General features: G+C 48.6%; 16 protein-coding genes. 5 read left to right on the top strand and 11 right to left on the bottom strand.

Features of this window, described 5'->3' with window-relative positions:
* Nucleotides 1–61 precede the first annotated feature (61 nt).
* Nucleotides 62–964 carry a hypothetical protein gene (locus KDK19_RS19490; RefSeq protein ID WP_257274998.1) on the top strand — a complete coding sequence of 301 codons (903 nt, stop codon included), beginning with the start codon at nucleotides 62–64 and terminating at the stop codon, nucleotides 962–964.
* A gap of 1 nt (nucleotide 965) precedes the next feature.
* Here KDK19_RS19490 and KDK19_RS19485 read toward each other — a convergent pair whose 3' ends face one another.
* From KDK19_RS19485 to glnA, 6 genes are all read right to left on the bottom strand, one after another.
* On the bottom strand, nucleotides 966–1,730 hold the full coding sequence (locus KDK19_RS19485) for a fimbria/pilus periplasmic chaperone (RefSeq protein ID WP_257274999.1): 765 nt from the start codon (nucleotides 1,728–1,730) through the stop codon (nucleotides 966–968).
* Nucleotides 1,731–1,821: 91 nt separating this feature from the next.
* Nucleotides 1,822–2,376, bottom strand: a complete 555-nt coding sequence (locus KDK19_RS19480) for a hypothetical protein (protein WP_257275001.1) — start codon at nucleotides 2,374–2,376, stop codon at nucleotides 1,822–1,824.
* A gap of 165 nt (nucleotides 2,377–2,541) precedes the next feature.
* Nucleotides 2,542–3,969, bottom strand: a complete 1,428-nt coding sequence (gene glnG / locus KDK19_RS19475) for a nitrogen regulation protein NR(I) (RefSeq protein ID WP_257275003.1) — start codon at nucleotides 3,967–3,969, stop codon at nucleotides 2,542–2,544.
* 24 nt (nucleotides 3,970–3,993) lie between these two features.
* Nucleotides 3,994–5,079, bottom strand: a complete 1,086-nt coding sequence (gene glnL, locus KDK19_RS19470; protein ID WP_368736479.1) for a nitrogen regulation protein NR(II) — start codon at nucleotides 5,077–5,079, stop codon at nucleotides 3,994–3,996.
* Between the two features lie 194 nt (nucleotides 5,080–5,273).
* Nucleotides 5,274–5,813 carry a DUF4124 domain-containing protein gene (locus KDK19_RS19465; protein ID WP_257275004.1) on the bottom strand — a complete coding sequence of 180 codons (540 nt, stop codon included), beginning with the start codon at nucleotides 5,811–5,813 and terminating at the stop codon, nucleotides 5,274–5,276.
* Nucleotides 5,814–6,054: 241 nt separating this feature from the next.
* Entirely contained in the window at nucleotides 6,055–7,458 is a 1,404-nt protein-coding gene (gene glnA / locus KDK19_RS19460) for a glutamate--ammonia ligase (RefSeq protein WP_257275005.1), read from the bottom strand.
* 585 nt (nucleotides 7,459–8,043) lie between these two features.
* Between glnA and thiI the strand changes: the two genes are divergently transcribed.
* The 3 genes from thiI (at nucleotide 8,044) to KDK19_RS19445 (ending at nucleotide 12,683) form a co-directional block, all read left to right on the top strand.
* Entirely contained in the window at nucleotides 8,044–9,504 is a 1,461-nt protein-coding gene (thiI, locus tag KDK19_RS19455; RefSeq protein ID WP_257275006.1) for a tRNA uracil 4-sulfurtransferase ThiI, read from the top strand.
* 11 nt (nucleotides 9,505–9,515) lie between these two features.
* Nucleotides 9,516–10,025, top strand: coding sequence for a dihydrofolate reductase (locus KDK19_RS19450; protein WP_257292669.1), 510 nt, complete (start codon nucleotides 9,516–9,518; stop codon nucleotides 10,023–10,025).
* A gap of 276 nt (nucleotides 10,026–10,301) precedes the next feature.
* Nucleotides 10,302–12,683: a hypothetical protein gene (locus KDK19_RS19445; protein ID WP_257275008.1), complete on the top strand. Its 2,382-nt coding sequence runs from the start codon at nucleotides 10,302–10,304 to the stop codon at nucleotides 12,681–12,683.
* Between the two features lie 36 nt (nucleotides 12,684–12,719).
* On the opposite strand, the gene argA is transcribed toward KDK19_RS19445, so the two are convergent.
* The 4 genes from argA to KDK19_RS19425 all read right to left on the bottom strand — a co-directional run bounded on the left by argA (nucleotide 12,720) and on the right by KDK19_RS19425 (nucleotide 17,376).
* Nucleotides 12,720–14,024, bottom strand: a complete 1,305-nt coding sequence (gene argA, locus KDK19_RS19440) for an amino-acid N-acetyltransferase (RefSeq protein WP_257275009.1) — start codon at nucleotides 14,022–14,024, stop codon at nucleotides 12,720–12,722.
* Between the two features lie 29 nt (nucleotides 14,025–14,053).
* Entirely contained in the window at nucleotides 14,054–15,211 is a 1,158-nt protein-coding gene (gene argE / locus KDK19_RS19435) for an acetylornithine deacetylase (protein ID WP_306670729.1), read from the bottom strand.
* A 189-nt stretch (nucleotides 15,212–15,400) separates the two neighbouring features.
* Nucleotides 15,401–16,672 (bottom strand): inorganic phosphate transporter, encoded by a 1,272-nt coding sequence (locus KDK19_RS19430; protein ID WP_257275010.1) that lies wholly within the window; start codon nucleotides 16,670–16,672, stop codon nucleotides 15,401–15,403.
* Nucleotides 16,673–16,695: 23 nt separating this feature from the next.
* Nucleotides 16,696–17,376 carry a TIGR00153 family protein gene (locus KDK19_RS19425; protein ID WP_257275011.1) on the bottom strand — a complete coding sequence of 227 codons (681 nt, stop codon included), beginning with the start codon at nucleotides 17,374–17,376 and terminating at the stop codon, nucleotides 16,696–16,698.
* Between the two features lie 257 nt (nucleotides 17,377–17,633).
* On the opposite strand from KDK19_RS19425, the gene KDK19_RS19420 reads away from it, so the two are divergent.
* Nucleotides 17,634–18,248 (top strand): inorganic triphosphatase, encoded by a 615-nt coding sequence (locus KDK19_RS19420; protein WP_257252488.1) that lies wholly within the window; start codon nucleotides 17,634–17,636, stop codon nucleotides 18,246–18,248.
* Nucleotides 18,249–18,259: 11 nt separating this feature from the next.
* On the opposite strand, the gene KDK19_RS19415 is transcribed toward KDK19_RS19420, so the two are convergent.
* Nucleotides 18,260–19,564 (bottom strand): GntP family permease, encoded by a 1,305-nt coding sequence (locus tag KDK19_RS19415; RefSeq protein ID WP_257275013.1) that lies wholly within the window; start codon nucleotides 19,562–19,564, stop codon nucleotides 18,260–18,262.
* Nucleotides 19,565–19,829 lie beyond the last annotated feature (265 nt).

Here is a 19,829-nt window from a genome sequence, read left to right as displayed (position 1 = left end):
CAGCGATACTTCGATGGTTAAAGTTGGGGTCCGGTCAAAATAAAGCAGATGTTGTTTTCTTATGATGTTTCTCAGAGGAGTACTTGCGCTAATTGCACTGACATTAGCTAACACAGCTTCGGGCTTTTTCGTTTTTGGTCAGCCTCAGTATACTGCGCCGCTTGTTACCTGGGCCGGTGGGGATGTTGACATCGACCTACCTTTGCAGTTGCAGTCGTGCAATGGCACCGGTCTTGGGTCGCGCTTTCCTCGCTGTGGCTGGTTTCGACAATCTGAAGATTACACCATTGAAGCTTCTGGTTTTGATTTCATCTCTTCAGGGAGTGCTCCTGCTATAGAAATGTCCCGGGTGGTCTTTGAGCAGGGGGTAAATTCATTGTTGCTAAAAGATGGTAGCAATATTCCGGATACGAGTTCGACATTCCTGGCTCCGGGGACTTGGAGACAGGTTGGAGGGCAAGTATCGGTCAAGGTGAATGCTATCGAGTTAGAAGGGCGTCAACCCGGAAATTATCAGGCGGTATTAAAGCTCAAAGGCATGGAGAGTGGTGGTTTTATTCCTTATACCGATAACACTGACCTTATCTTTGAGCTGAAAATTCCTGATCGCATCCAGATCAGTGGCCTTAAAGACATGGCGCTTAGTGACAAGAATCTTCAGGGTAATATGGATTTTTGTGTATACACTCAAAGCGGATCTGACTTCACTGTCAGAGCCACTGGGTTGACGGGTGCTTTTCTTTTATCAGGTCGGGTGGGTTATCAGTTAAGAGTTGGGCAAGGGGGCTCCATGGAAACTCTGGTGCCGGGAGTGGATGGGCAGCCCTGGAAAGGTTCTACTCTGCAGTATTGTGGCGGTGGCTCCAATATGAATTTTGAAATTACCGTACCTTCATCAGAAGTATCCGGGCTCGAACCCGGCATCTACAAAGATACGGTAACGGTGACAGTATCAGTTCATTAAATCAGAACGTCTTTCTTTCCTCAGTGCTGCCGTTGAACAAACCGTATTCGACTTCAGTGTTGCTGCTGGGGATTTTCAATGTCCAGCTCTGCCCGGCATAGAGCCGTTTAATATCATCAATGTCAGTGCACTGACGCTTGCCTTTCTGGCCTGAGCAGAATTGCCCATTTCGTAATACCACATTAATGTTGCCACTGTTGGTAAAAGTGATTGAGTCTCTCTCTCGCTTGGCTGTCACTTTGTATTCCGGATTTTCCGGGCGAACAAAGACCAGCGCCTGGTATGCAATCAGCAGTTTAATAGCGTTCTGAGTGGCTTCCAGGTCACCGACGACGGGTTTGAAGGTCACCCTGTAGACCGACTCTACTTTTTTTGGTGTTTCAAGGCTGACCAGTCGAACTGTTTTTCGGCTGTTGGGGGCGACAATGGTTTTCTGTGGCGTGCTGAGTAATTTCAGCTCGGAGGGGTCGGTAATACGAACCCTTTCTTCCTGATCAGTTCCGGGGTTAACGACTTTGTAGACCTCAGTCTGCAGATACAGATTTTCCTTATCCGGATTGGTAACGACTATGTCCTGACGAGGGGATTTGTCCGGCTCGAAATAAACGATCATTTTATCCAGAGACATGGCACCATAGGTATTGAGGGACATAGCCAGAGATACCATAGCCAGAGATGCCATAGCTAATAATTGAGGTAAGCGAGGAAGTTTAAGCCATGACCGCATCTGTTGGGCCCTTGTGTTTCTGTAATCTGGTCCAGTCACTCAAGTGATCTCTTTTTCATCATCACTATGAATATCAGGCAATAGTCTTGGGGTTCCATTTTACGGGCACTATTGCCTGTGGTAAACCATCTTATTCGGCATTGATAATCAAGTTCAGTTCACCTTTGAGGGGCTGCTGAGCGACGTCTTGAGGTAGCTTCACCATAAAACCCGTTCGACTGCTATCGCAGTCTGAGTTGCCTGATAGTGCATTGATCGGGTTGCTGTTCTGACCGCTGTTAAGGGCCTGGGCTTCCTGATTAGAAGGCCACAGGTCGACTTCATAGTTATAGGATCTTTGATCATTTCTCAGAGCATAGGAGCCACCCGCTCCTGAACCTTCTGTGACAACAGAATACTGATTAATCCCTGTGCCCCTGATGCAAATAGGCTCCACTTCATTGAATGTGGCAACGGTTGAAGTCGCATCATTGAGGTTGGGAGCGTTTGAATCAGCGTCATCCGTTTGAGATATGGACGGGGTTGCTATGGAGGCTTGCAAGTTAGGCTTTATGACCAGGCGAATACCGAAAGAACCTGTGGAGGTTTTTCCAATGCTGCCTTGCTGTGCAGAATAAGTCGAAGACGTGATTAGAATAAACAACGAGGCAACTAAGCCTCTGCAGACCATTGCTGAGAGTTTCATATTACACCTACTTCCTGTCTGGTGTTACTTAAGTCGAGTATAGAAATTCTCAGAAACTTGATTGGCAGGACAGTTTAACGGGTGGCAGAGCAAGATATTCGGGCGTGTTGATGTGCTCAGAGGGAGAATAACGTCAGAAACGGCTCTCCCTGGTTGTCACAAACGTTATTCTGTCAAAGCTTTGTCAGACATTTTCAGCTCTTTCATTTTACGGGTCAGGGTGTTTCTTCCCCAGCCTAAGAGCTCGGAAGCATCTCTTTTTCGACCTCCCGTATGTTGCAGAGCTGATTCAATCATGATCTTTTCAAAAGCGGGGATCGCTTTGTCCAGAATGCTGCTGTGACCGGCCGCAAGTTCTCTGTCTGCCCAGAGACGAAGCTGTTGCTCCCAGTTGCCTGGCTGGAGCGTCACTGGGCCACTGTCGGGCTGGCTTAACAGTTCAGGTGGAAGGTCAGAGATCAGTACTTCCCGGCCTGAAGCCATTACCGTCAACCAACGACAAGTGTTCTCCAGCTGTCTGACATTGCCGGGCCATTCCAGACTGGCAATAAATTTCGCCGTTTCCTGGGTCAGTACTTTGGGTTCAACGTTCAGCTCCTTGGCGGCCCTGTCCAGAAAATGTCTGGCCAGAACAGGGATATCTTCTGAACGCTCTCTCAGTCTCGGCAGGTGAATCCGAATAACATTGAGTCGATGGAATAAGTCCTCACGAAATGTGCCTTCCTCAACCAGCTTTTCGAGATTCTGGTGAGTGGCTGCAATAATACGGACATCGACTTTAACCGGGGTATGGCCACCCACTCGATAGAACTCACCATCTGCAAGTACCCGAAGCAATCGGGTTTGTGTTTCTGCGGGCATGTCCCCTATTTCATCAAGAAACAGTGTGCCATTCTGGGACTGTTCAAAGCGTCCCTTGCGCATGGCTCCGGCACCAGTAAACGCCCCTTTTTCATGACCAAAGAGTTCTGATTCAATCAAATCTCTGGGTATGGCTGCCATATTGAGGGCAATAAAAGGATTGCTGGCTCTGGGGCTATGCTTGTGCAGTGCGTGGGCAACCAGTTCTTTACCTGTACCGGATTCACCATTGATGAGTACGGTAATATTCGATTGCGATAACCTGCCAATGGCACGGAAGACTTCCTGCATGGCGGGTGCTTCACCGATAATCTCAGTGCCGTTATCAACCGCCTCGATCACCTGTTCTGTCTTTTTCTGACAACTGTGCTCAATGGCGCGTTTGGCCAACGAAACGGCGTCGTCTATATCAAAGGGTTTGGGAAGGTATTCAAAAGCGCCACCCTGATAGGAAGAGACAGCACTTTCAAGATCAGAATGGGCAGTCATAATGATGACAGGCAGGTCCGGGTAAGTTTCGTGAACTTCCTTGAGAAATTCCAGCCCATTGGTACCAGGCATTCTGACATCACTGATAATAGCTTCAGGCTGAGAGTATTGCAGCTCCCGCAGAGCCTTATCGGCAGAATCAAAGACATCGGCTTCGATCTGTTCTCCGGCCAGTGCTTTTTCCAGCACCCAGCGGATAGAACGATCATCATCAATAATCCAGACTTTAGAATCCGTACTCATTAATTACTCCTGTTGTTTATCCGCTCAAGACTGCCTGAGGTAAGAAGGTTGGGATGTAGGCTCATTCACCGTTAGCGGGAGATAGACGTGAAAGCAGGTCTGCCCCGGTTTACTGTCACATTCAATTAACCCCTGATGCTGGCTGATAATGTACTGAGCCATTGGTAGCCCCAGGCCGGTTCCTTCCGCTCTGCCGCTGATCATGGGATAAAAAATATTTTCCTTAAGGTGTTCGGGAATGCCGGGACCATTGTCAATGATGGACAGATGACAAACAAGCTTCCGGCGTTGATTGCCAATTGTGAACTGTCTGGATATACGGCTTTGAATGGTTATTTGACCATCACTCAGAGGCATATGTTGCTCTATGGCCTGCATGGCGTTTCGCACCAGGTTGAGGATAGCTTGAATCAACCGCTCTCTGTCTGCAGGAAGATCAGGAATACTGGGATCATAATCTTTGGCAACAGACAGCTGGCCGCCGGTCTCTGCATGTATTAACTGGATAACCCTTTCCAGCACTTCATGAATATTCAAACTGTTCATACTGGGAGGCTTGATGGGGCCGAGCATCTGGTCAACGAGATCTCTGAGCCTGTCCGCTTCCTCAATAATGATCTGTGTGAACTCGCTGAGTTCTTTGTCATCCAGTTGTTTGTCCAGCAGCTGGGCTGCGCCCCTTATACCTCCAAGAGGATTTTTGATTTCATGGGCGAGTCCACGGGCAAGAATACGAGAGGTTTCCTGTTTGGCGATCAGGGATTCTTCACGAGTGATGCGCTGCAACCTGTCTCTTGGGTGAATCTCCACTAACAGGCAGGCGTGCTGGTTTTCTATGGGGGTAATGGTGTAATCAACCAGTACCGAGGTTCCATGAATGACGATTTCTGATTCTCTGCGGGTAAACTGCTGGTTCTGTTCCAGGGCACGCTGCAGATCTTTCATCATAGAGCCATGGTCAAGCGACTGCGATGGTGGCAATTGCAGGCCACTTTTTTCGCTGATATCCAGGAGTGCTTCAGCAGCATGGTTCATGAAAGCGACACGAAGCTCTTGATCCAGAGCGATAATGGCCGTGTTTAGATTTTCCAGTACAAATTCATTGATCACCGACTGACACCCGGATAAGTGGTGGTTGTTATTTCGTTGTCTGATAAAACATAACGCAAGAATTGAACCAACTGTTGCCAATCTCTTTCAGTACGTGACCTTTTTGCATCAGGTTGCACTTCTGAAAAAAATTGGGAGAACTGGAATTATAAGTCAGTTTGTTTGAGTGCACCAAGATAGTGCGACAACAGTCTTCAAAGGGCTGGCGCTGGTACCGGTACGGGAGGTCTGAAAACTGTTCTCTGTACGTGCACAGTGCTGTTGGCGGTTTTTAAGGTCTTGCCGTTTCGGTCAAGAATAGCCACTGATAACTGGTGAGTACCCCGATCGACATTTTTTAGTTTGAACTGAGTTTTTCTCTGTGGTTTGCCCTGCTGAACACCATCGATTGACAAGGACAGACTATGACCTGAGGCCAGCCTCGGTTCCAGACTGACTTCAACTGTGAAGTTGCCATTATCTCTGACGGTCGAATCATTGGCAGGCCTGGTAATCGTGAAGACTGGATAAATGTCTTCTTTATGGTCATCCAACACCTTGATGGTCGAATGACCCGTTGTCTGGGTCGGAGGTATGCTGGTAATGGGGGTGAGCTGCACAGGTTCGGCCTTTTTATTGGCACCAGGGCTGTCAGTGAATGTGACATTGCCATTCTTATCGACTGTTCTATAAATCTCAGAGGTCTGTCCAGGCAGGGGTAGGGCCAGCAATAAGATAACTATTATTCTTTTCATGATGGTCTGCGACTGATTCCGGATTTTCCTAGGTTACTTTAGAGCAGGCTTGTTTGCATCCGTTCAGTGAAGAAAGGGTGATGAAAGAAGTTTATTTCGGGTTTGCTGAAAGGCTTGCTAATTTGGGGTGCGAAAAATAGAAAGGTCTAAATAACAACCGGAGTGCTGTCCATGGGGACAGACACTCCGGCTTTTGGGCTGTTGAAGTGTTGATGACAGGTGTCGTTCCTGCCTTGCTTGCTTACACGCTGTAGTAGAGATCGAACTCAGCTGGGTGAGTGGTCTGGCTGACCTGTACGCACTCTTCTTTCTTCAGTTCGATGTAAGCGTCGATCATGTCGTCGGTGAATACACCGCCAGCAGTCAGGAACTCACGGTCGGCATCGAGAGCAGCCAGAGCTTCTTCGAAGCTTTCTGCAACGGTTGGGATCTCAGCCGCTTCTTCTGCAGGCAGGTCATAGAGATCCTTGTCAGCAGCGTCGCCCGGGTGGATCTTGTTTTTGATTCCATCCAGACCAGCCATCAGCAGGGCAGCAAACGCCAGGTATGGGTTAGCCGTTGGGTCAGGGAAGCGAACTTCCACGCGGCGGGCTTTAGGGCTGTTTACGTAAGGAATACGGATGGAAGCAGAGCGATTACGGGCGGAGTAAGCCAGCATAACAGGTGCTTCAAAGCCCGGGATCAGACGCTTGTATGAGTTGGTGGAAGCGTTGGCAAAGGCATTAATCGCTTTTGCGTGTTTAATAACACCGCCAATGTAGTACAGAGCGTTTTCGCTCAGACCGGCATAGCCGTCGCCAGCAAACAGGTTTTCACCGTCTTTGCTCAGGGACATGTGAACGTGCATACCGCTGCCGTTATCGCCTACCAGAGGCTTGGGCATAAAGGTCGCAGTTTTTCCGTATGCGTGGGCAACATTGTGTACGGCATATTTCAGGATCTGAACTTCGTCAGCCTTGGCTACCATGGTGTTGAATTTAACACCGATTTCACACTGGCCCGCGGTACCTACTTCGTGGTGATGTACTTCAACACCCAAACCCTGAGCTTCCATTGCTGTGCACATGGCAGCACGGATGTCGTGCAGGGAGTCGACGGGTGGAACCGGGAAGTAACCGCCTTTAACTTTTGGCCGGTGGCCGGTGTTGCCACCTTCGAAAGACTTGTGTGAAGACCAGGCCGCTTCTTCAGAGTTGATTTCGTAAGAAGCGCCGGAAATGTCGACATTCCACTTAACATCGTCAAATACGAAGAACTCTGGTTCCGGACCAAAGAAAGCAGTGTCAGCAATACCGGTTGACTTCAGGTACTCTTCAGCGCGCTTGGCAACCGAGCGTGGATCACGCTCATAGCCCTGCATGGTAGAAGGCTCGATGATATCGCAACGAATGTTCAGGGTGGTTTCGTCAGTAAAAGGATCGATGACGGAGCTGCTGTCATCAGGCATCAGGATCATGTCGGATTCGTTGATGCCTTTCCAGCCGGCAATGGAGGAACCGTCGAACATTTTACCCAGCTCGAAGAATTCGGCATCGACTTCGCTGACCGGCAGGGAAACGTGCTGCTCTTTACCACGGGTATCAGTAAAACGAAGGTCAACCCATTTTACATCGTGATCCTTGATCAAGTTCAGGGTCTTGGACATTTATTATTCCTCCAAAGGACTTATAGCTCTCGTTGAGCACCGCAGGTCGATCGTGAGGCCTGAGCCTTGTCAATCGGTATGGCGGTTTACCAACATTTACTAGTATCGTGCCGCATTGGCGGCTGTTCCGACACCGTCTCAGCAATTGCTGTGCCAGTATCGAAAACCGGTTGATTTTTCTGCGTTCTATAACGTGGCCATGCCTGAGCATAAGCCGAATGTGGGTAGTCGCACCGAAAAGAACCTCATTAAATTCAATAGATGCACAAAAAAAGTGCGCGTAGTTTCTTTAATGTCTCGGTTTGGTGCGCTTGCCCGTTGCTTATCCATAGAACCATTCCCAGGCGGGGCCCAGTGTAGCGTGAATCTGCAGAGACTACTAATAACCTTGTGGTCTTTACGGGGTGTTTAAGCTGATTGTCTACCGTTAGCCGGGGTTACCGGTGTCTGGGAGTCTTCTGTATAATCGGGTGGATTGGTTTCTTATTTTCCTAACTGGCATCTGGACCGGTTCTCTTCGTGGCTTGTGGCGGTGCTTTTCTGTGCTGACACTTTTCTGATGGCGGGGGCCGGGCATACAATTTTATGAAGTTCATCATCAAGCTGTTTCCTGAAATCACGATTAAAACGCCTCCGGTGAGAAAGCGTTTTATTAAGCAGCTGCGCAAGAATATTCGTAACGTTCTCAAACGGGTCGATGAATACGTCGAGGTGGCTGGCACCTGGGATTTCATCGAGCTGGCAACCAGTCATGATGATCCTCAGCTGGTGGCTCAGGTCTCCGATCTGTTGAGCCACATTCCTGGTATCGCGTACTGGCAAAAGGTGGTTGAGTATCCGCTGACAGATCTGGATGACATTCTGGATAATGCTTTGCACGTCAATCGTGAACTGCTGGCCGGGAAAACCTTCCGGGTCACCTGTCAGCGCACAGGTAAACATGATTTTCAGTCCATCGATGTTGAACGATATGTTGGCGGTGGACTGAATACTCGAACTGAAGCGGCTGGCGTCAAGCTTAAGAATCCGGACGTTGTCGTAAAAGTTGAGATCAAGGGAGATCGTTATTTCCTGGTCACGAACCGTGGTAATGGGTTGGGTGGTTACCCACTGGGTTCTATGGAGCCAGTGTTATCGTTGATCTCGGGTGGTTTTGACTCGACGGTTTCCAGTTTCCTGACCATGAAGCGAGGTATCAGAACCCATTTCTGTTTCTTTAATCTGGGTGGTCATGCTCATGAACTGGCAGTTAAAGAAGTGGCTTACTATCTCTGGAGCCGCTTTGGCTCTTCCCATAGCGTCAACTTTGTTACGGTTCCTTTTGAAGGGGTCGTCGAGGAGATTCTGACCAAAGTAGATAACTCCCAAATGGGGGTTATTCTCAAGCGAATGATGTTGAGAGCCGCAAGCCAGGTTGCAAAAGAGATGTACGTTGAAGCCGTAGTGACTGGAGAAGCTGTCGCTCAGGTTTCCAGCCAGACACTCACCAATCTGGCGGTTATTGATTCTGCTACGGACCATCTTGTGTTGCGTCCGCTTATTGCCATGGACAAGCAGGACATCATTGATATCTCAGTCAGGATCGGTACAGAGGAGTTGGTAAAAAATATTCCTGAGTACTGTGCGGTGATCTCAAAAAATCCAACCACCAGAGCCAGGCCGGAAAAAATTGCAGCGGAAGAGGCCCGTTTTGATTTTTCCATTCTGGATGCAGCGGTTGCCGATCGTCGTAAAGTTTCCGTTTCTGATATCATTGCCGATGACTTGACTCGTGAAGAAGTCGAGGTAGTTGAGACCACGAAACAAAACGACATTGTTATTGATATTCGTCATCCGGATGAAGAAGAGATCAAGCCCTTCGGCCTTGCTGACCGTGAAGTCCTGACGATTCCCTTCTATCAGCTCAGGACAAAATTTGCTGAACTAAACAAAGATAAGCACTACCTGCTGTATTGCGAAAAAGGGGTGATGAGTCAGTTGCACGCCATGCACCTTCGTGACGAAGGGTATGAGAATGTCGGCGTTTACAACCCAGGGAAAGAGTAACCGATAAGATTATGAAAATTGCGATGATTGCCGCTGTTGCCCAAAACCACGCCATTGGCATCAATAATAAAATGCCTTGGTACTTGCCTGGAGATCTTCGTTATTTTAAGGCTGTCACCATGGGCAAGCCCATTATTATGGGACGAAAGACGTTTGATTCACTGCGCAAGCCTCTGCCGGGACGAGCCAATATTGTTATTACCCGTGACAAAAACTGGCGTCATGAAGGGGTTAAAGTGGTGCACAGTCTTGAAGACGCCATTTCTTTGGCGGAAGAAGTAGCCATGATTAATGGTAATGAAGAAATTATGGTGATTGGTGGTGAGCAAATTTACCGTCAAGCCCTGGACAGGGCCGAAAGGCTTTATCTCACCAAAGTCTTCAGATCGTTTGATGGCGACGCTTTTTTTCCAGAAATTGATGACAGTGAGTGGGATATTACCGCCCGGGAAGATCAGGTCTCAGAAGATGAACAGGCTCTGGAGTTCAGCTATCAGGTGCTTGATCGCAAGCCTGTCTGAGGTTTCTCCACACTTGCCTTTTTGGGCCAGCCAAACTGGCCCTTGTCCTCTAGTGAAGAGTAACTCCGTTTTCCTCGCTTTGCCCTGTATGTACTGTCTTCGGCAGCATTGAGCGCAATACAAAATCACAGCAGCGCCTGAGGCAGCTATAGTTTAAATATTGTTGTTTTCTTATTTTTTTATTCGAATCAAAAATTTAAGTTTGATTTCTCATAATCTTATCCAAAAAAACGAACATTTTTTTGTTTAACATCTTTTTCTCAGGGATTGAGAGGCATGCCACCAGGGATTCAGAACCAGAGAGGTTCTTCTCTCTCTGCTACAGAGCGAAAAAAGATCGCCACAGCGTCAGAAGCTTCCAGCCTGGGTCAGATTGATTACGGTCGATGGCGCGGTCGTATGGTCTCTGTTTTCTCGGGCATTGGCGGTTTTATCAAGCGTCTTTTTGGTGGAGGTTCCTCATCAGCAAAGGCTCTCAGGGTTTACGATTCTTTCCGTTATGCTGCTCACGCAGAATTCTCTTCCCCTATCCAGCGCAGCCTTCGTGACTACCATATCGCCTGTGCTATGGCATATCACGATGTGTGTGTGCTAGGTGAAGAGAAGAAAGGTGAGGAAATGAAACTGGTGTTGTCAGGAGGCAGAGAAAAAATCAGTGAACAGGTTCTCAATGAAGTCAGAAAAACCGTTTCCTCTTCCACCGTCGAGCTGACTTATAAATACCTTGCAGAAGATCGAGCACTGCCAGTTGGCTTTTTGAAAAGGGCTCTGTTACCGGATTTAATTCAGAGCACAGCGAAAGACTTCAATGTAGATGCTGTCACAGCCGAAGCCACGGTTGCCAAACTGGCACAAGATGCAGGGCTGCTTGACGATACGGATATCACTTTTGAACGCATCCTTGAAATCAAGAATGCGTTGCGCTGGCGGTTTGCACCGGAGACTCATATACCGGTCAAACAGGTAATGGCCAGAAAAGGAAGAGATCCTGTCAGTGGTTTTGATGCTTCTAATCCTGCTGCAACCCCTCCCGGACTTGATAGACCCAAAGCTACACGTTATCACCTGGATGAAGTCGACAGGACTCATATTCAGAATGTTGTGGATAAAGGTGGTGGTATCAAGCTCAAGAATACGGATACTCGTGACAGGATCAAACGTCATTTTCTCAGGAACAAGAGGTACTTTAGTCTTAACTCCGCTGCCATAGTAGTTAGTACCGTGCTAATAGGTCTGGTGTCGGGAGGGATTGCCGCTGCGGCGGCTCTATTCAGCTATATTGCCTGGTACGGTGCATGGAGTGGTGGTACTGAGCTGATTCGGATGACCAAGGCCATTAGGGCATTACAGAGGGCTGAAGCATCTGCTGATTACAAGCTGGAAATGAATGACCTGGGTGTTCTGTCAGAGATGGATGACAAGAAGTTTCGCGTGTTCCTGAAAAGCCTGAGATACATTTGCAGTCATGAGACCTTAACCCGCATCTTCAATGCCTATTCTGCGCTGGAGAAAGACGCTCAGTTGAGACTGGAGATGGAAAGAGAAAAAGATGAGAGCAATCTTGAAGCCGTGATTCGTCTGGAAGAGGGCAAAGCCCGATACCTGTACCGCAGACGCAACCTGCAAGATGCTTTCAAACTCTATAAACGTTTGTACACAGCCGCAGTCAGTGACGTTGAAAGAATGGATCAAGAGTGGGAGCCGGTTCTGGATCAGCTGTGGAACTGTAAATTCAAAAACATGGATCCTGAGAAAAGAGAACGCTTGTTCAGTGATGCGGCGAATGATCCTCGAGTGATCGGTAAGTCTTACCACTTCAAGACCAAACAGACGGGGTGGTTGCAAAAAGTCTTCCCTAAAATGACTGATGATTTAACCAGTGATGGCTCTATTTCTTCCAAAGAGGCTGTGGAAGAGCTGGAGCGGGTGTTGAAAGAGGAAATGCCCGATCTGGAGCTCACTGAAGAAGAAAGGAGTCGTTTTAACACTCATGCCAACAGGGTGGCAAATGCCCTGATACTGGCTGAGAATGGCGTTAGAAGTTATTTGAACGTCTGGTTGAAGGGAGCCATTAAATCAACCATGCTACACGGCTTTAAAGTGGTCTGGCATGCTTCCGAAAGTGTGCCAAAATTGGAAATTTCACCTTATCTGCCCAGGCCCACGGTGGATGGATTAATTATCTTTGGTTTTTTCTTTCTGGCAGATCTTTTTGTTAACCGTTATAACGAGGCTATTAATAAAGAACGATTTGAACGTATTATCGGAAAGAAGACAGGCAAAAGTGTAGTCTGGGATTGGCAGGGTCAGGAGGCTAGAACCGGGCGGGAAGAAATGGGCACCATGAGAAGGCTGGCTAAAGATCAGCTGGAAGATTTTGTTGATCGTATTCTGAAACTGCATGAATCCCATAAAGATGTTATGAAAGAAGTCAGGCTCCAGGAGCAACTGGCCCAGGTCAACCCCAACTCGCCCATGTTTGACCATATGGATGATCGGGAGGCGGCTGTGTTAATTCTCCGACGCCAATATCATCACCAAATTATTTCTGAAATGATGGTGGGGGCTATTGGTAAATACTATGAAAGTGTCATGACCAAAACCGCGTTCTGGGATCAGCAAATGAGCCACCTTATTCCTCCCCAGACTTCGATTTAACTGTTATAGAACTTCCGTAAACCTTTATCTTGTGCCTCAGAGTTTCTTGAGCAGAATTCTGGATTGTCTCTCCTCATTGTATTGGTTGCGCTTCTCCTCAGGCAGAGACTTTTGGGTGGATTCAGAAAAACCTCGTTCAACAAACCAATGGCTGGTCTGAGTCGTCAATACAAACAGGGTATCCATACCCTGCTGGGCAGCCTGTTCCTCTATAGCACTCAGGAGAAGGTCACCACGATTTTTCTCCCGGTAGTCAGGGTGGATCACCAGACAGGCCAGCTCTGCAGCTTTTTCTCCCGAAAACAAATGGATAGCCGCACAGCCAATAATCATACCGTCCAGAGAAATGACCCGGAACAGCCGAATTTCGCGTTCCAGCTCTTTTCTGGAACGTCTTCTGAGAATGCCTTTTTGTTCCAGAGGCCTGATGAGCTCAAGAATCCCCCCCACATCCTCAATACTGGCAGCACGAATTTCTTCATAACGGTCACGCGAAACCATTGTGCCAGAGCCGTTACGGGTAAAGAGCTCCAGTAGCAGTGAACCGTCCTGTTCATAGCTGATCAGCTGTGCGCGCTCCACTCCACCGTGACAGGCAGTGATGGCTGAGGAAAGCAGTCTCCTGTCCTCACCATCAAGATTCTGGAGTAATTTTTCAGCTTCCTGGGGGGAAAGACGACTGATCTGTTGACCATGCCGGTTCTGGACGCCATCAAATTGTGAGTACAAAAGCAATTTTTCGGCTTCAAGGTGGATGGCCGTATGGGTGGCGACTTCTTCCACCGCCATGTTGAACAGCTCGCCTGTCGGTGAATGACCGAGGCAGGAGAGAAGCACTATGTAGCCACTGTCTAGTTGCTGCTGGATAGCTTCTTTATCTATTTTGCGAATCGCACCGGTGTGGAGAAAATTCTGTCCATCGATCACACCCAGAGGTTTTGCAGTCACGAAATTGCCACTGATAACCCGAATGCTGGCCCCATGCATAGGAGAGTTAACCAGGCCGAGTGAAAGCTTGGATTCAATTCGTGCACGAAGATTACCCACAGCATCCATGACGCATTCAAGACACTGACGATCCGTAACCCGTATTTCATTATGAAATTTGGACTCAAGGTTCCTGGCACTCAGGCGTTCCTCTATCTGAGGTCGCGCGCCGTGGACAAGAACCAGTCGAATGCCCAGACTGCTCAGCAAGGCAATATCGTTGATGATATTGTTCAGATTAGGGCTTGCCAGAGCTTCACCGCACAGAGTAATGACAAATGTTTTGCCATGGTGGGCATGGATGTAAGGTGAACTCTGCCGGAAAAATTTTACGTAGCTCTTATTCAAATTCATGACTGTTTTTATCTTCATCCTGGCGTTAATCAGAGGCAGAATCGTCGTATCAGAGATCTCAGTAGCTCAATGGTTGGATGAATTCTGTCCATGGAAAGGTACTCATCAGGTTGGTGGGCCTGATCAATATCACCCGGCCCCAGCACCACTGTATCCATTCCCATCCGGCTGAAGAAGGGCGCTTCCGTAGTGAAAGCAACGGATTTTGCTGAATAGCCTGTTAAACTTTCGCAGGCTTTGATCAGGGGAGAGTCAACAGCGCCCTCAAATGGATCAATACTGTCGTGAATAGCCGCCAGAGAAAATTTTACATTGTCGGCTCTGGCGATGGGGAGAAGACGCTGTTTCAGAGTCTCTCGCAGCTCCCGGCTGTCCATGCCGGGCAAGAGACGCACGTCGAAATCCAGATCGCAGTGGCCACAGATCCTGTTAGGATTGTCGCCACCATGAATGCAACCAAGATTGATGGTAGGCGTAGGCACAGCAAATCCGGGATTATTGTATTTATGGGCCAGTTCTTCCCGGAACGTCATGATTTCAGTAATCACTTTATGAGCTGTTTCCATAGCATTCCTGCCAAGTGCCGGGTTGCTGGAATGACCGGACTGCCCGAGAATCCGGATGCGTTCCATCATGATACCTTTATGCATGTAAACAGGCTGCATGCCTGTAGGTTCACCCACTACAGCGTAACGGCCCTTGGGTTTGCCAGCAGCTGAGAGGGCTCTGGCACCGTTCATTGAGGATTCTTCGTCCGCTGTTGCCAGAATAATCAAGGGAGCCTTAAGGGGGGCTTTAAGATAGTCTTTCACTGCCTCCATGACGAGACCAAAGAATCCCTTCATGTCGCAGATCCCCAGACCATAAAACCGGTTATCGGATTCGTTGAGTGAGAAAGGATCGAACTGCCAGAGATTTTCATCGTATGGCACGGTATCGGTGTGCCCGGCCAACACCAGCCCACCCGGACCTGAACCCAGGGTGGCAATCAGATTGGCTTTCAGCGGTGTTTCCGGAATGGGCATGATCTCACAGCAAAACCCCATGTTTTCGAGCCAGCCAGCCAGTTCATGAATCACTGGCATATTGCTCATATCCAGCTCAGGCTGTGTGGAACTGACAGAGGGAATCTTTATCAACCGCGACAGGACTGCTTTCAGATCAGGTTGCTGGATTCCAGTCATCATCGGGCCCTTGATTCTAAATGTTGGAAAATTGGACAGAAAAAACAAATATGCCAGATCATCTGACTGTCAGACTCCTGATACTGAAATCAACAGCCTTTTCAGCATGATAACAGCCCTTCTTATGGATAGGTACGTGAGATTAGGCCTCGGGCTCAAATACTGCAAAGGGCTCGCAGAAGAGCCCTCTCGTTAACCAAAAATAAATTTCAAGATATGGAAGAAGACAATAGCAAGGAAGGCCCCGGCGGGCAGCGTGATTAACCAGGACATAAAAATAGTGCCAATCACTCTCAAGTTAAGAGCACCAATTCCTCTGGCAAGACCAACACCTAACACGGCACCCACCAGAGTATGAGTGGTGGAAATGGGTAGTCCAGTGCCTGAAGCCAGCACCACGGTGGTTGCTGCTGCCAGTTCTGCTGCAAAACCTCTGCTGGGGGTTAGCTCAGTGATTGCTGTACCTATGGTCGCCATGACTCTATATCCATAGGTGGCCAGACCCACCACAATACCTCCAGCCCCCAGAAGCAGTGCCCAGCTTGGCATGGCCGCTTTACCGGTGATTTCACCGCCACTAATAACAATACTGGCCACAGCAGCCAGAGGGCCTACCGCATTAGCGACATCGTTGGAGCCGTGGGCAAAAGCCATGGAGCAGGCGGTGAATATCATCATTACGCCGAAGACTCTCTCGACACTGGAAAAGTGGAAAGCTTTGTCGGCTTGTGCATCTTCCTTGATTTTGGAAAGTGCCATTTTTCCGGCCAGCATGACCAGCAGACCAATCAATAGCGAGAGCAGGCTGCTTTCCTGATAATCCAGAGGCAGACCAATATGCTTGAGCCCTTTAGTCAGGGTCACCATGGCCATCATAAAACCAACCAGAAACATATAGATTGGTACATAACGTTTGGCATTTCGGAAAGGGTTGTCTGTATCCAGTATGAGTTTCTGGACGCTCATGAAAATCATGAAGGAAATAAAGCCAGACATGATCGGGGAGACAACCCAGCTGGCAACGATTGAGCTGACTTTTCCCCAGTTCACGGCATCTACCGAGATGCTGACAGCCGCAAAGCCGACGATGGCACCAACAATGGAGTGTGTAGTCGATACCGGCCAGCCGTAATGGGTGGCAACCAGTAGCCAGGTTCCCGCAGCCAGCAGGGCTGCCATCATGCCGTAAACCAGCAGCTGTGGATTCTCCAGTAGTGCTGGCATGTCGGGATCAATGATCCCTTTTCTGATGGTATCAGTAACCGATCCTCCGGCCAGATAGGCGCCCAGAAACTCGAGGCAGATGGCAATGATAATGGCCTGCCTGATGGTCAGAGCCTGGGAACCGACCGAGGTTCCCATGGCATTGGCGACATCGTTAGCCCCCACGCCCCATGCCATGAAGAAACCAAACAGACAGGCCAGAACCAGCAGTATCGTTCCATACTCAGCGATAATGCTCATGGATGTTATTCCAGTCAATAGAGTTAACGGGCAAGCAGCAATTGAAGATAACTGCCAACTCTTGATGCTCGATCTGCCAGGTCACCGACCCAGTCAATAATTTTGTAGAGGAAAATGACATCCACAGGTGGGAGGTCTTTTTCCAGTTTGAATAGAATTTTTCTGACTTCAATCTGATGTTTGTCGGTATCGCTTTCTATTTGGTCCAGCTCTTCAATGAGTTCTTCGACCAGACTGACTTCCCTTCCCCTGAAGCCGGTCTCAAGCAGCTCATCAAGTTCATCCATGGCTCTGACTGCCTGAGCAGAAGTGGCGATGGAGCGCTTCAGGTAGTCAAGAAAAGCCTCTCTCATTTCCTGGGGTATCATCATTTGTCTGCCCAGCACAATGCCTGCAATATCCTTGGTCCTGTTCGCTACTTTATCCTGCACTGTCACGATCTCCAGAAGATCATTTCTGGGCACTGGCAGAAACAGGCTTTTGGGCAGGGAGAGGCGAACATTCTTTTTGATGACATCAGCCTCGTGCTCCAGTTCTACGATGGTTTGCTGAATACTTTCAACTTCCTGCCAGTCGCCTTCAAATGCTGCTTTGAAAAACGGTTCCAGCTGTATGGCGCATTCGTGCGCTTTGGCTATATGTTTTTGTATCGGGCCAATAGGAGAGCGGCCAAATACACTTGATAGTAGGTTGCTGGTTGGCATAGTCGCAGACCTTTTGGGTTGAATTTATGATGGGCATATTGCCCGTCGTCTATGGCGAACGACTTACAGAACTCGCTTCCTATCCTGTCCACTGGAACAGGATAGCTGATCAAAAATTATAGGAGCTGACTAAAATTTGTATACTGTAATGCCTATTGCATCTCAAGTATTTCGACCATTCACGCGCTCGTTTCTCATAACAAACTTTTCTGCTTAGAGTTAAAATGAACCTTTTCAAGTCGTCGGTCAGCTAACCCATGAGTACTGAAACAGAGTTAAAGTTGTCGCTGCCACAGGAGCAGATACCTGTCCTTAAGACACTACCTTTCTGGAAAAAGTTCACCAGCTCGGCACCTGAAACGTTTCATTTGGGCAATACCTACTTTGATACGGCTTCTCTGACACTGAATCAGGCACGGGTTGCTTTGCGTATCAGAGAGAAAAATGGTCAATTTTTTCAGACGCTGAAAACCAGAGGCGAGAGTATTAACGGGCTGACTCGCCGGGGAGAGTGGGAGTGGTCAATAGAACGCCCGGAACTGGATATTGCGGGTTTACAAAAGGTTTGGCCAGAAGCATTGGGAGCCTTGACTTCAAAGGACCTGATACCGCTCTTCTCAACCGATTTTGAGCGAACCTGCTGGCGGGTAGAGTGGTCTGAGCCGGCAGCCAGAGTTGAGGTTGCTTTGGATTACGGTCATATTTGCTCAGGTGATGAAAGCAGTGTCATCTGTGAGTTGGAGCTGGAGCTGGTGACAGGTGATGAAAATGCGCTTCAAACGATTGCTGATCAACTGGCAAAAGCCATTGATTTGAAGCCGGCAGACAAGAGCAAAGCAGAGAGAGGGTTTGAATTGCTTCAGCGAAGCTGAGGTCTCTTCGCTCAGATACTTATGAAGCTGGCCAGTACCAGAACGGTTGCCAGCCCTGACAGAGCCTGAAGCAGCGTGGCCAGGGTGAACGACTTAAACCCCGTGGCCGGACTGATTCCGGAAAACTGGGTCACTACCCAGAAATAACTGTCATTGGCATGGGTAACCAGCATGGAGCCGCATCCTGCCGACAAAAAGGCCAACAGTCGACCATTGTCGGAGTCCAGGCCCAAGCCAGGCAGTAAGGGATCAAGCATCGACGCGGCACTGATTAAAGCTACAGTGGAAGAGCCCTGCGCGGTTTTGAACAGTGCTGCTATGAGAAATGGCAAAATCAGCCCAAGACTCTCTGGCAGCCCTTCAGCAATTCTGGCAATGTGTCCAGTCTGAGCCAGTATTCCCGCAAGTGCGCCACCGGCTGTAATGATCAAAATAATCATTGCGCATGAGTGAATACTCTCACTGAAAATCTCAGTGAACCCGTTCTTGCATTGGCGAATCAATGGCAGGCTGGCCAGCAAACCCAGAAACAGCGCATTGGCAGGTTGTGAAAGGAAAGTAGCCCAGCTCTGCTCTTTATTGCCTGCTTGAAAGTTAGCCAGGGACATCAGTAGCAAAGGTAAAAAGATAGGGATAGTAGCTGCCCAGACGTTTTTGTGATGGGGAAGGTCTGATTGAGGGGGAGTACCAACCATTTGGCCCTCATAATCAGAAGCTGGCTCATTCAGCCAGCGGGTGACCCAGTTGCCCCACAATATGGCTACAAAAGTGGATAAGAGAGCTACTCCCAGCGCCCAGGGAATCACCAGACTGGGAGATATTCCCAAAATCAGGGTTGCCGCTGCAGGGCCGGGTGTGGGAGGGACCAGAGAATGGGTTGCAAACAGGCCTCCCCCAAGAGCGACGCTGAGAGAGATCGGGTTACACTTTACTCTCCGGGCAACAGACTGCCTGATACTGTTGAGCAGGATGAATCCAGAGTCACAGTAAACAGGAATCGAAATAATGTATCCGGCAATCCCCATAGCCAACGCAGGGAAACGATTGGCGATAGAAAAAATCAGCTTCTCTGCCAAAAGAAAGGCTCCCCCCGATTGCTCCAGAATATTGCCCAGCAATACACCAAAAATGATCAGGAGAGCGACATCGCCAAATGTCTTCCCCATATCATGAGATACCAGGGGAGTCAGTTCAGAGATCGGTATGCCTGAAAAAAAACCTGCCGCATAGGCGCAAATAAGCAGAACGATGAATGGCGAAAACTTGAAACGACCAATGAGTACCAGAACGACGGCTATCAGTGAAAGTATGAACAAAAAGCTATGCAGTATTAATAGGTCCACAACGAAGTTTCTTTAGATAATGGTATTGATTAAAAGGGAGTATAGAGGGGAGAGGGTCACCCCGTATCCAGCATGCTGTTTATGCAGGGCATCAGTCGGGGGGGATTCTGGCGATATACTTAATTGAACGATTGCTTTAAGCCTGAATTTTACTATAGGCATAAGCGGACGGTTTAGTGGAGAATACTAGCAGCCTGTCGGACTTAAGGCTGTCCTACTGCGGTTGCAATAAATTGGT

The sequence above is a fragment of the Endozoicomonas sp. ONNA1 genome (genome assembly GCF_024606325.1).
Classification (GTDB): domain Bacteria; phylum Pseudomonadota; class Gammaproteobacteria; order Pseudomonadales; family Endozoicomonadaceae; genus Endozoicomonas_A.
This window is presented reverse-complemented; position numbering and strand designations above follow the sequence as displayed.

What these genes read in the sequence shown, in the direction of transcription:
- KDK19_RS19490 (WP_257274998.1), top strand. Translation starts at nt 62, where the DNA reads ATGATGTTTCTCAGAGGAGTACTTGCGCTAATTGCACTGACATTAGCT.
- KDK19_RS19480 (WP_257275001.1), bottom strand. Translation starts at nt 2,376, where the DNA reads ATGAAACTCTCAGCAATGGTCTGCAGAGGCTTAGTTGCCTCGTTGTTT.
- glnG (WP_257275003.1), bottom strand. Translation starts at nt 3,969, where the DNA reads ATGAGTACGGATTCTAAAGTCTGGATTATTGATGATGATCGTTCTATC.
- KDK19_RS19465 (WP_257275004.1), bottom strand. Translation starts at nt 5,813, where the DNA reads ATGAAAAGAATAATAGTTATCTTATTGCTGGCCCTACCCCTGCCTGGA.
- glnA (WP_257275005.1), bottom strand. Translation starts at nt 7,458, where the DNA reads ATGTCCAAGACCCTGAACTTGATCAAGGATCACGATGTAAAATGGGTT.
- thiI (WP_257275006.1), top strand. Translation starts at nt 8,044, where the DNA reads ATGAAGTTCATCATCAAGCTGTTTCCTGAAATCACGATTAAAACGCCT.
- KDK19_RS19450 (WP_257292669.1), top strand. Translation starts at nt 9,516, where the DNA reads ATGAAAATTGCGATGATTGCCGCTGTTGCCCAAAACCACGCCATTGGC.
- KDK19_RS19445 (WP_257275008.1), top strand. Translation starts at nt 10,302, where the DNA reads ATGCCACCAGGGATTCAGAACCAGAGAGGTTCTTCTCTCTCTGCTACA.
- argA (WP_257275009.1), bottom strand. Translation starts at nt 14,024, where the DNA reads ATGAATTTGAATAAGAGCTACGTAAAATTTTTCCGGCAGAGTTCACCT.
- argE (WP_306670729.1), bottom strand. Translation starts at nt 15,211, where the DNA reads ATGATGACTGGAATCCAGCAACCTGATCTGAAAGCAGTCCTGTCGCGG.
- KDK19_RS19430 (WP_257275010.1), bottom strand. Translation starts at nt 16,672, where the DNA reads ATGAGCATTATCGCTGAGTATGGAACGATACTGCTGGTTCTGGCCTGT.
- KDK19_RS19425 (WP_257275011.1), bottom strand. Translation starts at nt 17,376, where the DNA reads ATGCCAACCAGCAACCTACTATCAAGTGTATTTGGCCGCTCTCCTATT.
- KDK19_RS19420 (WP_257252488.1), top strand. Translation starts at nt 17,634, where the DNA reads ATGAGTACTGAAACAGAGTTAAAGTTGTCGCTGCCACAGGAGCAGATA.